11 protein-coding genes are annotated in these 12,822 nt (G+C 73.0%); all 11 read left to right on the top strand.

Annotated features, from left to right (window positions below; translation table 11 throughout):
- Positions 1–2 precede the first annotated feature (2 nt).
- The 11 genes from QRT03_RS25210 (at position 3) to QRT03_RS25260 (ending at position 12,721) form a co-directional block, all read left to right on the top strand.
- On the top strand, positions 3–2,309 hold the full coding sequence (locus QRT03_RS25210; protein ID WP_286055871.1) for a hydantoinase B/oxoprolinase family protein: 2,307 nt from the start codon (positions 3–5) through the stop codon (positions 2,307–2,309).
- On the top strand, positions 2,306–3,916 hold the full coding sequence (locus QRT03_RS25215; RefSeq protein ID WP_286055872.1) for an FAD-dependent monooxygenase: 1,611 nt from the start codon (positions 2,306–2,308) through the stop codon (positions 3,914–3,916). Before QRT03_RS25210 ends, QRT03_RS25215 begins: the two co-directional genes overlap by 4 nt.
- Positions 3,913–5,490, top strand: coding sequence for a (2,3-dihydroxybenzoyl)adenylate synthase (locus QRT03_RS25220; protein WP_286055873.1), 1,578 nt, complete (start codon positions 3,913–3,915; stop codon positions 5,488–5,490). Before QRT03_RS25215 ends, QRT03_RS25220 begins: the two co-directional genes overlap by 4 nt.
- A complete protein-coding gene (locus QRT03_RS25225; RefSeq protein WP_286055874.1) occupies positions 5,487–6,239 on the top strand; it encodes a maleate cis-trans isomerase family protein in 753 nt (250 codons plus the stop codon). The genes QRT03_RS25220 and QRT03_RS25225 overlap by 4 nt, the downstream gene beginning before the upstream one ends.
- The gene (locus QRT03_RS25230) at positions 6,236–7,531 is read left to right on the top strand and encodes an MFS transporter (RefSeq protein WP_286055875.1); all 1,296 of its coding nucleotides are present in this window, start codon (positions 6,236–6,238) and stop codon (positions 7,529–7,531) included. Before QRT03_RS25225 ends, QRT03_RS25230 begins: the two co-directional genes overlap by 4 nt.
- 108 nt (positions 7,532–7,639) lie before the next feature.
- Positions 7,640–8,833 carry a cytochrome P450 gene (locus QRT03_RS25235; RefSeq protein ID WP_286055876.1) on the top strand — a complete coding sequence of 398 codons (1,194 nt, stop codon included), beginning with the start codon at positions 7,640–7,642 and terminating at the stop codon, positions 8,831–8,833.
- A 14-nt stretch (positions 8,834–8,847) separates the two neighbouring features.
- Positions 8,848–9,780 carry an amidohydrolase family protein gene (locus QRT03_RS25240; RefSeq protein ID WP_286055877.1) on the top strand — a complete coding sequence of 311 codons (933 nt, stop codon included), beginning with the start codon at positions 8,848–8,850 and terminating at the stop codon, positions 9,778–9,780.
- 32 nt (positions 9,781–9,812) lie between these two features.
- Complete coding sequence (locus tag QRT03_RS25245; RefSeq protein WP_286055878.1) at positions 9,813–10,547, top strand: TetR/AcrR family transcriptional regulator; 735 nt, start codon at positions 9,813–9,815, stop codon at positions 10,545–10,547.
- Between the two features lie 31 nt (positions 10,548–10,578).
- Complete coding sequence (locus tag QRT03_RS25250) at positions 10,579–11,211, top strand: VOC family protein (protein ID WP_286055879.1); 633 nt, start codon at positions 10,579–10,581, stop codon at positions 11,209–11,211.
- Positions 11,208–11,450, top strand: coding sequence for a hypothetical protein (locus QRT03_RS25255; protein WP_286055880.1), 243 nt, complete (start codon positions 11,208–11,210; stop codon positions 11,448–11,450). The genes QRT03_RS25250 and QRT03_RS25255 overlap by 4 nt, the downstream gene beginning before the upstream one ends.
- Positions 11,447–12,721, top strand: a complete 1,275-nt coding sequence (locus QRT03_RS25260; protein WP_286055881.1) for an alpha/beta hydrolase — start codon at positions 11,447–11,449, stop codon at positions 12,719–12,721. The genes QRT03_RS25255 and QRT03_RS25260 overlap by 4 nt, the downstream gene beginning before the upstream one ends.
- The last annotated feature ends 101 nt before the right edge of the window (positions 12,722–12,822 follow it).

Consider the following 12,822-nt stretch of genomic DNA (forward strand, 5'->3'; position numbering starts at 1 on the left):
CCATGGCCATGGCCGTCCCCGGCTCCGAGCGCTTCTCGAGCCGCCCGATCGACCCCGACACGCTCGCCGCGCAGCTCCCGGCCAGCCTGCCGGTCCACACCGTCACCCAGGAGCAGATCGACGCGGTCGACCCGCTGACCTACGAGGTCATCCGGCACCGCCTCTGGTCGGTCACCGACGAGATGGGCGAGGCGCTCAAGCGCATGTCCGGCTCGCCGATCGTCACCGACGCGAACGACTTCGACTTCGCGGTCTCCGACGAGCTCGGCCAGGAGGTGCAGGTCGGGCTCTACAACACGATGCTCGTCGGCGCCGTCGACCTAGCCATCTACTGGACCTTGCAGCATCGCGCGACCAACCCCGGCATCGCCGAGGGCGACATGTTCCTCACCAACGACCCGTGGGTCGGCGGCGGGCTGCACCAGAACGACGCGATGGTCTACCAGCCGGTGTTCTGGGAGGGGAAGCTCTTCGGCTGGACCTCCGCGATCGCCCACCAGCCCGACCTCGGCGGCGTCGGCCTCGGCTCGTTCTCCCCGGGCGCGCAGGACGTCTTCTCCGAGTCGCTGCCCACCCCGCCGATCAAGGTCGTGCGCGACGGGCTGCTGCAGGACGACGTCGCCGACGTCTGGGTCCGCCGCTCCCGCGTCCCGATGATGATCGGCCTCGACCTGCGCGCGAAGGTCGGCGCGAACACCGTCGGCCGCGACCGCCTCCTCGCCGTCATCGAGCAGTACGGCGCGGACACGGTCAAGGCCGTCATGAAGCGGATGATGTCCGACGCCGAGTCGCGGCTGCGGGGCAAGCTCAAGGCCCTTCCCGACGGCAGGTGGCACGCGACCGGGTACCAGGACCAGTCCCACGAGGGCGACCGCGGACTCCACAAGATCACCGTCGAGATGACGAAGGCCGACGACCACATCACCTTCGACTTCACCGGCACCGACCCGCAGTCCGGCGTCGTCAACTGCACCTACGCCGGTATGCGCGGCGGCGTCATGCTCGCCCTGCTGCCGATCCTCGCGGGCGACATCCCGTGGTCGGCCGGCGGGCTGATGCGCTGCTTCGACCTGGTCAGCGAAGAAGGCACGATCAACAACGCGAGCTTCCCCGCCGCGGTGGGTCGCGGGCCGATCGGGCCCGCGTGGCTGACCGGCAACCTCGTCGCCGAGTGCCTCTCGCAGATGCTCGACCAGGCACCGGACCTCGCCGCCCACGTCCAGTCCAGCTGCTGCGGCACGTGGGACACCGCGGTGATCGCGGGGCTCGACCAGCGCGGGGCGGTCCCGACGCCGTTCCTGTCGATCATGATGGACCCGATGGCGGGCGGCTACGGCGCCCAGCCGCAGGCCGACGGCATGGACACCGGCGGGCTGTTCTGCATCCCGCTCGGCCGCGTGCCCGACGTCGAGATGACGGAGTTCCTCTACCCGGTGCTCGCCCTGTGGCGGCGCGAGGAACCGGACTCCGGCGGGCCCGGTCGCCAGCGCGGCGGGGTCGGGGCGTCGCTCGCGATCACCCCGCACGGCACGAGCTTCCCGATCGGCCTGGTCCTCGCCTCCAACGGCAAGGCGGTCAGCCAGAACAACGGGCTCGCCGGCGGCTACCCCGGCAACACCGGGGTCGAGTACATCGCCCGCGGCAGCGAGGTGACGCAGCAGCTCGGGGCCGGTCGTCTCCCGACCGATCTCGCCGACGTCGGCGGCACCGCGGAGCTCCAGCCCTGCTACGGCGAGACGTACGTGGCGCCCGGCGAGGTGTTCACGATGTTCTGGCAGGGCGGCGGGGGCTACGGCGACCCGCTGGTCCGCGAGCCGGAGGACGTCGCCCGCGACGTGCGGGAGGAGAAGGTCACCGCCGCCACCGCGCTCACCGCGTACGGCGTCGTCGTGGACGACGCCGGGACGGTCGACGCCCAGGCGACCAACTCCCGCCGTCAGGAACTCCGGGAGGCCCGACGTGCCCGCGGCTCGGCCGAGGGCACGCGCGACACGGTCGACCTGACCGACGCCCGCCGTCTTGACGACAACCTCGTCGCGGTCGGCGAGCAGGTGGCCTGCCGGCACTGCGCGACGGTGCTCGGGTCGGGTGCGGTCGGCGAGCTGGACCTCGTGCGCTACGAGGGGCCGGTGTCCGACGCGGGCCCGCAGGTCGTGGACAACGCCGGGGAGTACGTCGACGGCGCGGTGCAGTTCCGGCAGTACTGCTGCCCGGGGTGCTTCACGGCGGTGTCGACGGCGGTCGTGCCGGTCGACCACGTCGACGACGTGACCCGCACGAGCCGCGTGCTCGCGGACGCCCGCTCATGAGGCTGGACCGGGTCGCCGTGCTCGGCGGGGGACCGGGAGGTCTCTACGCCGCGCGGCTGTGCAAGCTCGCCCGGCCCGACTGCGAGGTCGTGGTCCACGAGCAGGGCGTTCCGGACGAGACGTTCGGGTTCGGCGTCGGACTGGCCGCGCGCACGCAGCGCCGGCTGGCCGAGGCCGACCCGGCCTCGCTCGACGACATCCTCGCCGCCTCCTGGTCGCACGACATGCGGATGGTCGTCGGGGGCCGGGCGGCGGGGATGAGCGTGTCGAGCCTGGTCGCGGTCGGGCGCGCGGAGCTGCTGCGGGTGCTGCAGCGCCACGCCGAGGACGCGGGCGTGAAGCTCGAGTTCGGGGCACGGCGCTCGGCCGACGAGCTGGACGCCGACCTGGTGATCGCGGCGGACGGGGTCGGGAGCGCGACGCGCTCGGCCGGCGACTTCGGCGCCGACGTCGAGACCGGCACCGGCTGGTACCTCTGGGCCGGCACGGACGTCGCCCTGCCGCACGCCCTGTTCGCGCCCGAGCGGACCGAGCACGGCGTGTTCGTCACGCACGCCTATCCCTACGCGGCCGACCGCAGCACGTTCCTGGTCGAGACCGACGAGGCGACGTACCGGGCGGCCGGCTTCGACCACGCGGTGCCGGCGGACGAGTCCGACACCGTGGCGCTCGAGTACCTCTCCGACGTGTTCGCCGACCACCTCGACGGACACCGGCTGATCGGCAACCGCACCCGCTGGATGCAGTTCCGGACGGTGCGCTGCGACCGGTGGCACGCCGGGAACGTGGTGCTGCTCGGGGACGCCGCGCACACCGCGCACTACTCCGTCGGGTCCGGCACGAAGCTGGCGATGGAGGACGCGATCGCGCTGGTCGGCTCGCTGCAGGAGTCGGACGACCTGGAGTCGGCGTTGAGTGCGTACGAGGACGAGCGCCGCCCCGCCGTCGCGCGGATCCAGGACATCGCCGAGCGCTCCCGCCGCTGGTGGGAGACGTTCCCGGAGCGCCTGGACCTCCCCGTCGAGCAGCTCCTCGTGGCCTACATGAGCCGGGCGGGCAACGTCCCGCTCGACCGGTTCGCCGCGGGCTCGCCCGAGCTCGTGGCCATGGCGCTGCAGCAGTGGGCGGGGGAGGAGCCGCCCTCCGGGCGTCAGCAGTGCGGCCATGCTGACACTGGACGGCACGATTCCCCCAACGTCGACTCGCTGGCGGAGTGGGCCCTCGCGCGGGCCCTGCGTCCGTCGACCCCAGGCCAGGAACCCGAGGTCGAGGGGGAGCCGGAGGGGTCGCGCGGTTTCGACTCCCGGGTCGTCGCCGACGACCCGCAGGCCTTGGACGCGACTGTGCTCGACCTCGGCACCGACGAGCGCCCGTCCGGCTCCGAGGAGGTCGTCGAGGACGCAGTGCGGCGGGGCTCGCTGGTCATGGACACGGTCTGGCTGACCGGCGCCGACGACCGGGCCAGCGTCCTGACCCGGCTCGAGGTCGCCGAGCGGCTCCGTCGGCAGACGCCGGCGCTGGTCGTCGTCGCCGGCCCCGAGGCCCTGCGCCACGACTTCGCCGACGGGCTGGTCGCCGACCGCGCGCACCTGGTGGCGCTGCGATGACCCGGGACGAGTACGGCGAGTTCTGGGGCACGAGCACGATCGCCGACGAGTTCCACGCGGTCGCGCTCGCCCACCCCGACCGCGACGCCGTCGTCACGGCCCAGGGCCGGCGCACGTACGCCGAGCTGGACGCCGAGACCGACCGGATCGCCGTCGGGCTCGCCGAGCTCGGACTGCACCCCGGCGACCCGGTGATCATCCAGGTGACGAATCGCCTGGAGACCGTCGTCGCCTGGTACGCGCTGCTCAAGGCCGGGCTGGTGCCGGTCGCGACCCTCGCCGCCCACCGCGGGCACGAGATCGCCCACATCAGCCGGGCGGTCGGCGCCCGGGCGCACCTGGTCGAGGCCGGGACGAAGGGCATCGACCTCGTCGCGTTCGCCCACGAGCAGGCCCTGGACCACCCGACGATGCGGCACGTCCTCGTCCTCGGCGACCTCCCCGCGGCGGACATCGACCCCGACGAGGCCCGCAAGCGCGTCGAGGAGATCCAGCGCGGCATCGACCCGGACGCCGTCGCGGTGTTCCAGCTCTCCGGCGGCACGACCGGGGTCCCGAAGCTGATCCCGCGGCAGCACGCCGAGTACTGGTACAACGCCCGCGCCTACGGCGACGTCCTCGGCTGGACCGCCGACGACCGCGTCGGCCACCTCATCCCGGTCATCCACAACGCCGGCGTGGTCTGCGGCGTGCACGGCCCGCACACCCGCGGTGCCTGCCTCGTGCTCACCGACCACGACCTCGACACCGCCATGCCCCTCCTCGTCGCCGAACGCACCACCTCGGTGCTCTTCGGCCACGTCCACTACCGCGCCCCGGAGCACCCGCTCTACGACCGGCTCGCCGAGACCCTGCGCGTCGCGGTCCTCTCCGGCGCCAAGGTCTCCGAAGACCTCTTCACGACGACGGGTCGCGGCGGTGCGTGGGTCGGGCAGCTGTTCGGCATGGCCGAGGGCATGTTCCTGGTGACGCCGCAGGACGGGTCGCCGGAGCTGCGCCGGACCACCGTCGGCGTCCCTATCTCGCCGGCCGACGAGGTGCGTCTGGTGGAGCCAGGGACGGAGAACGAGGTTCCCGACGGCGAGGTCGGCGAGTTGTGCTGCCGCGGCCCGTACACGCTGCGCGGCTACTTCGGCGTCGACCGGCCGGAGGCGTTCACCTCCGACGGCTTCTACCGCACCGGTGACCTCGCGGCGGTCCGCCTCCTCGACGGCTACCGCGCGATCTCCATCGAGGGCCGCATCAAGGACCTCATCAACCGCGGCGGCGAGAAGATCAACGCGGAGGAGGTCGAGCTGCTGCTGCTCTCGCACCCGCACGTGGTGGAGGCGGCGCTCGTCGCGATGCCCGACCCCCGCCTCGGCGAGCGCGGCTGCGCCTACCTCGCGACCGACGGCACCGACGTCACCCTCGACGACCTGCGCGCCCACCTGACCCGCCTCGACGTCGCGAAGTTCAAGTGGCCCGAGCGCGTGGAGCTGGTGGAGGCCCTGCCGCGCACGAAGGTCGGGAAGCTCGACAAGAAGGTCATGACGGCCGACATCACCGCACGCCTGTCGGGGGAGAACCCGTGAGCCACTACCGCATCGGCATGATCGTCCCGAGCTCGAACGTCACCGTCGAGACCGAGATCCCGGCTCTCCTCGCGCGGCACCCGGACGCGACCTTCTCCTTCCACGGCAGCCGCATGCGCATGGCGAAGGTGACGCCCGAGGAGCTCGTCGCGATGAACGCGCAGCGCGAGCGGTGCGTCGACGAGCTGGCCGATGCCGGCGTGGACGCCCTGCTCTACGCCTGCCTCGTCGCCGTCATGGCGCAGGGGCCGGGGGAGCACCGGCGCGTCGAGTCGGCCGTCGCAGAGCAGCTCGCCGAGCGCGGCCTGCCCGCGAGCCTCGTCTCGAGCGCGGGCGCCCTCGTCGACGCGCTGGCCGCGAAGTCGTGGGGACGGGTCGCGCTGGTCATGCCGTACATGAAGCCGCTCGCGCAGCAGGTGGTCGCGTACCTCGAGGCCGAGGGGATCGAGATCGTCGACTGGGCCGCGCTCGAGGTCGGCGACAACACCGAGGTCGGCTGCATCCCGGGCGACCGCGTCGTCGAGGCGGCCCGCGGGCTCGACCTCTCCCGCGCCGACGCCCTGGTCGTCTCCTGCTGCGTGCAGATGCCCTCGCTGCCGATCATCCCCGCCGTCGAGGCCGAGCTCGGCCTGCCGGTCCTGTCGGCCGCCACCGCGGGCGCGTTCTGCCTGCTCCGCTCGCTCGGTCTGTCGACGGAACTTCCCGACGCCGGGTCGCTCCTCGCGAGCCCGGTCGGGGCCGTCCGGTGACGCGCACCCCGGCGAGCGTCCTCGCGCTCTGCCTGGCCTGCATGACGCTCGAGGGCTACGACGTCATCGCCTACGGCGCGGCCCTCCCGTTCCTGCTCGCGCACCCCGGCTGGGGCGTGACGACAGCGCAGGCCGGCGTGCTCGGGAGCCTGACGCCGGTCGGGATGCTGGTCGGCGCGGTCGTGGTCGGGCTGCTGACCGACCGGCTCGGCCGGCGCCGCCTCGTGCTGATCTCCACGGCGATCTTCTCGGTCGCGATGCTGGCCTGTGGGCTGGCACCGGGGGTCGTGGTGTTCGCCGTCGGGCGGCTGCTCGTCGGGCTCGGTGTGGGCGGCGTGCTGCCCTCGATCGCGGCGTTGGTCTACGAGTACTCCGCGGCCGGCCGCCACCACGTGAACACGGCGCTGGCGTTCGCAGGGGTCGGCGTCGGCGGTGCCCTCGCGGCGCTCGTGGCCGCGCTGTTCGGCCCGGACCTCGGATTCCGCGTGGTCTACCTCGTCGGCGGTGGGGCGGCTCTGGTCGTCCTGCCCCTGGCGATGCGGTTCCTGCCGGAGTCGTTGGTGTACCTGCGGGCCCGGGGTCGTCACGACGAGGCCGCGGGCTGGGCCGCGCGGCTCGGCGTCGACGCCGAGGTGGCCGAGCCGCCCCGCGAGGGCTCGCGGATCGGCGTGCTGTTTTCGCGCCGCTTCGGTGTGACGACGGTGATGTTCTGCCTGGCGACCTTCGCCTCGCTGCTCGTCCTGTTCGGCCTCTACACGTGGTTGCCGCAGCTGATGCGCTCCGCGGGCTACGAGCTGGGCTCCGCGTTGACGTTCCTGGTCGTGCTGAACGTCGGGACGGCGGTCGGTCCGCTGGTGCTCGGTCGGCTCGCGGACCGGTACGGGTCGCGGGTGGTGACGGCGGGCTCGTTCCTGCTGGCCGTCGTCGGGATCGCGGTCCTGAGCCAGCCGCTGCCGACGGTCCTGCTCTACGTCGCGGTCGTGCTGGCGGGCATCGGCACCGTCGGGACCCAGATCCTGATCAACGTCTTCATCGCGAGCCGCTACCCGGTCGACGTGCGGGCGACCGCGATCGGCGTGGCGCTCTCGGTGGGCCGGATCGGCGGGATCGTCGGGCCGCTGTACGGCGCCTTCCTGCTGACGACACAGCTGCCGACCGCCGTCCTGTTCCTCGCCTTCGCGGCGCCGGCCCTGCTGGGCGCGGTCGTCGTCGCGTCGATCCCGCGCGCGGTCGCGCCGCGACCGGAGACGGCGGGTGCGGGGGCCCGTCGTCATGACCTGCAGGCGCAGTAGGTCGGTCACTGCCGTGTGTGGTGCACAGGTTTCCTGCGCACCACACACGCCCTCCGCGAACCCAGCGCCGCCACCCGCCCGACCCCACCACCCCCCGGAGCGTGCCCGATGACCGTGGACGACCAGACCTTCAACCCGCTCGCCGGCGGGTCCGTCACCGAGATCCGGGCGTCACTGCGGGAGGTCCGCGGCAGCGGGTGCCCGGTGTCGCACGTCGCGCCGGGGCTGACGTTCCTGGCGGGTCACGAGGTCGCGCGCCAGGCGCTGCTGGACGGGCGCGCGATGAGCAACGCCGGCAACTTCGTCCTCGGCGACGAGGGTGACGGCGAGGCGCCGCCCGCCCTGATCACCCAGAGCGACGCGCCCGAGCACACCGCCCTGCGTGCGCTGCTGCGCCCCGGGTTCGCACGGACGGCGATCACGAACGCCACGCCGTGGGTGCGGGAGTACGCCGACGAGCTGATCGACGCGCTGCCCGACGGCGGGCCGGCCGACATCGTCGGGGACGTCGCGATGCCGCTGACGGCCCGCGTCATCGCCCGGTTGGTCGGCGTGCCCGCCGAGGACTCCGACGAACTGGCCCGGCTCTCGCTCGAGATCACGGCGATCCTGCCCGCGCCGTTCGTCGGCACGGAGGCCTGGCAGCGCCTCGAGGAGTACTTCGTCGCCGCTTCGGTGGCTCGGCGGTCCGAGGAGAACCCTCCCGACGACATGATCACCCGACTCGTCCACGGGCGGGTCGACGGCCGTGAGCTCAGCGACCGGGAGGTGGCCTTCCACGCCTGGCAGCTGTTCGTCGCCGGCCTGGAGAGCACCGCGTACACGATCGGCTCGACCGTGTACCACCTGCTCGCCGACCGGAGCCGCTGGGAGGCGCTGCTGGCCGACCGGTCGCTGCTCGACACCGCGCGCGAGGAGGGCCTGCGGCACGGGTCGGCGATCCGGTGGGTCCTGCGGACGGTGGCCGAGCCGGTCGAGCTGGGCGGGACGTCGATGGAGCCGGGGGAGCGCGTCGTCGTCGGGCTGGAGTCGGCGAACATGGACGAGACGGTGTTCGGGGCCGACGCGGACGACTTCGTCGTGGGCCGTCCGACCGCCCGGAAGCACTTCTCGTTCGGCCACGGGGTGCACCTCTGCCTGGGCGCGGAGCTCTCCCGGATCGAGATCTCGACCGTGCTCACCGCGCTGCTCGACCGCCTGCCCGGGCTGCGCCTGGCCGACGACGCCGAGTGGCGCGATGTCGAGAGCCCGATGTTCTGCGGTCCGCAGCGCGTCGACGTGGTGTGGCCTGCGGCCGGGTGAGCGAAGCTCACGGCATGCGGATCGACGTCCACCAGCACCTGATCCCGACGCGGTACCGGGCCGCTCTCGACGAGCGCGGCCTCACCGCGGGCGGGTGGCCGACGCCGGACTGGGACCCGGACGCGGCGCTCGCGATGATGGATCGTCGGGGCATCGCGACCGGCGTGCTGTCGATCAGCGCGCCCGGCGTGCACTTCGGGGACGACGCCGCGGCGCGCGAGCTGGCGCGGGCGGTCAACGAGGAGCACGCCGAGCTGGTGGCGCGGCACCCGGACCGGTTCGGGCAGTTCGCGGTGCTGACGCTCCCGGACGTCGAGGGGGCGGTCGCGGAGGCCGAGTACGCCTTGGACGTGCTCGGCGCGGACGGCGTGGTGCTGCTGTCGAACGCCGGGGGCGCGTACCTGGGCGACGAGTCGGTCGAGTCGTTGTGGGAGATCCTCGACGCGCGCGACGCCGTGGTCTTCGTCCACCCGACGGCCCCGCCCGGACTGCCGATGCTCCCGGGCCTGCCCAGCCCGCTGCTGGACTTCCCGTTCGACACCACGCGGGCCGCACTGCAGATGGCCACGCGCCGCGTCCTCGCGCGGCACCCCCGCCTGCGGGTGATCCTGTCCCACGCCGGTGGCTTCGTGCCGTTCGTCGCGAGCCGGCTCGCCGGAGCGGCGCGGTTCACCGACGGTGTCTCGGAGGACGACGTCCTCGACGAACTGCGGAGCTTCTTCGTGGACACCGCCCTCTCCGCCACCCCGACCGCGCTCCCGTCGATCACGGCGTTCTTCCCGCCCGGGCACGTGCTCTACGGCAGCGACTTCCCGTTCGCGCCGGAATCGTGGGGCGTCACGTTCGACCGCGTGCTCGACGAGGCCGTCGCCGAGGGGCATCCGGTCCTCGTCGGCGTCGACCGCCGCAACGCCGAGGCGCTGCTCCCGCGCCTCCGGACGTCATGACCACCGAGGGGGCCTCGGTATCGTCGCGGCTCATGAGCCTGCCGGAACCCGCCCCGGACGAGACCCCCGCCCGGCGGCCCCGTCGGGAACTGGTCGAGGCCCAGATCTACGAGCAGGCCACACGCCTGTTCGCCGAGCGCGGCTTCGCGGGCACGAGCCTGCAGGACATCGCGGACGCGATGGGCATGACGCGGCCCTCGCTCTACTACTACGTCAAGAACAAGGACCAGCTGCTCGCGCGGCTCGTCACCGAGATCACCGAGGGGCCGGCCGACACCGCGGAGGAGATCGCGGGCGGCGACGCGGACCCGGAGACGAAGCTGCGCGACCTCGTGCGGGTCACCGCGGCGCAGCAGGCCCGGCACGGGCCGCGGTTCCAACTGGTGATCCGCTCGGAGTCCGAGCTGCCCGAGGACCTCGCCGCGGCCCACGCGGCGGCGAAGCGACGGGTGCTCGACGGGTTCGTCCGGATCGTCGACGAGGGCATCCGGAGTGGGCAGTTCCGGCCGCGGCCGGCCCGGTCGACGGCGCTGGCGTTGATCGGGATGTGCAACTGGGTCGCGTTCTGGTTCCGGGCGGGCGGGGCGCAGACGCCGGAGGAGATCGGCGAGCAGATGGCCGAGATGGCGGTCGCGACGGTCGCGCAGGCGCCGGACCGGCTGCCGGACACCCCGCGCCCGGGTGACCCGGCGGCGGCGTTGAGCCTGCTCCGGCAGGACCTGGACTACCTGGAGAGCGTCATCCAGACGCAGGCGTCGAAAGATTGACGCAGGCGTAGACGAGTTCTACGCTGGGGGCATGGCACTGGAGCACAAGGTCCGCGGTGTCGACCACGCGGCGTTCCCGACGTTCGATCCCGCAGGGACCGTCCGCTTCTACCGCGACGTCCTCGGCTTCCCGGTCGTGCACTCGATCTGCGCGGCGGGGTGGGGCCCGGAGAACCATCCGGACTTCATCCACTTCTTCTTCGACATCGGGAACGACGACCGGATCGCGTTCTTCTACTACTTCGGCCTCGAGCCGCAGCACACCCACGAGCGCGGCGACGTCTACGCCGGGTTCGGGCCGGAGGTGCCGGAGTTCTTCGTGCGGTCCCGCCACCTCGCGATCCACGTCGAGGACGACGCCGACCTGCTGGAGTACCGCCGCCGGCTCGACGATTCCGAGTGGCCGGTCGAGATGCAGATCCAGCACGAGACGATCGAGTCGATCTACACGCACGACCCCAACGGCTACATGGTCGAGTTCACCCGCGCGATGCGTCCGGTGACGCCGCAGGAGGACCTCGACGCGAACCTGACGATCGACGCGCTGCTCGACGTCGTCGCCGAGCCGGACCCGTCGTTCGGCAAGCTGCTGGCGCGCAAGGCGGAGCTGATCGTCGCGCGGGCGGCGGACTGGGAAGCGGCGCGGGAAGGCGCGCAGGTATGACCGCCCTCTACGTGCTCGACGTCCCGGAGAACACGACCGTGGCGAAGGTGGCGGCGGAGTTTGGCGCGTCCGTCGGGAAGATCGGGCCGTACTTCGAGATCACCGCCGACGGATCGATCGTGATCGACCGCCGCGCGACGGGCTGCCGGCACGCCGTCTGGTACTCCTGCATCGCCGGGGTCAGCGGCGGGACGATCGTGCAGCACGACAAGAACGCCCTGCAGGTCGACCCGGCATGAGCGCTCCCACGACTCGGGCGAGCGGAGCGACGGGGAAGGCACGGCTCGGCGCGGGGCGGCACATCGAGGCCGACGAACGCCCGGCCTCGACCGTCACGTCCGTCCACGAGTTGACGACGGCGGACGGTGCCAGTGTCCGCGGGGTCCTCGCGACCGTGCCGGGAGCGACGACAGTCGTGTGTCTGATGCACCCGCGCCAGGACGTCACGCACCACCCGCTGGTGCCTGCGCTCCTGCGGGCCGGGGCCGCGGTGTGGACGCAGCACACGCGGTCGGTGAACAACGACCTGACGCTGGTCCACGAGCAGGCGCTGCTCGACGTGGCGGCGGGGATGGTGTTCCTGCGCTCGCGTTTCGACGCGATCGTCCCGCTCGGGCACTCGGGCGGCGGGACGCTGTTCGCGTTCTACCTCGAACAGGCCGGGCTCGCGGGCGCGGAGCGGATCGCGACGACACCCGGCGGGCGGCCGACGAAGCTCGCGGACGCGTCGATGCCGGAGGTGGACGGGGCGGTGTTCCTCGCGCCGCACCCGGGCCAGGGACGGTTGCTGCTCGGGTGCATCGATCCGTCGGTGGCCGACGAGGCCGACCCGCTCGCGGCCGTGCCGGGGCTCGACGCGTTCGACCCGCGCAACGGGTTCGCCGAGCCGCCCACGAGCTCGTCCTACTCCGCGGAGTTCCTGGACGACTACCGCGCGGCGCAGCGGGCCCGGGTGGCCCGGATCGACGCGCGGGCCCGGGCGCACCTGGAGCGCACCGCCGAGGCGCGGGCTGTGCACAAGCGCACGGGTGCGGCCGCGGATCGCCGCCGGGCGCTCGCGCCGGAGATCATCACGGTGTTCCGGACCGACGCCGACCCGCGGACCGTCGACCTGTCCCTCGACCCCAGCGAGCGCCCCTACGGCTCGCTGTTCGGAGCGCGGCCCGACCTCATCAACTACGGCCAGGTCGGGTTCTGCCGCCTGACGACGCCGGAGGCCTGGCTCTCGACGTGGTCCGGACTGAGCTCGAACGCCGACTTCGTGCGGTGCGCGCCGGGGGTGCGGGTGCCGACGCTGTTCCTGGAGCTGACCGGCGACCAGGCGGCGTTCCCGTCGGACTCGAAGCGCATGGTCTCGGCCCTCGGTGCCACCGATCTGACGCACGAGAGCGTGCGCGGCACGCACTTCGGCGGTGCGATCGCCTCGGGAGAGCCGACGGGCAACGAGCTGGCGGCAGGCCGGATCGCCGAGTGGCTCGGGAAGCGGCACGAGCTGGCGCCACCGGTCTGACCCGGGCCGGAGGCGCGCGGGGTGCGGCGCAACCGTGTCCGATCGACACGGTTGCGCGACCCCGGTGAGGTTGTCGGGGGTCGGTCCTACGGTGCGGGGAG

It is taken from the genome of Actinomycetospora termitidis, assembly GCF_030286555.1.
In the GTDB taxonomy this organism is placed as follows: domain Bacteria; phylum Actinomycetota; class Actinomycetes; order Mycobacteriales; family Pseudonocardiaceae; genus Actinomycetospora; species Actinomycetospora termitidis.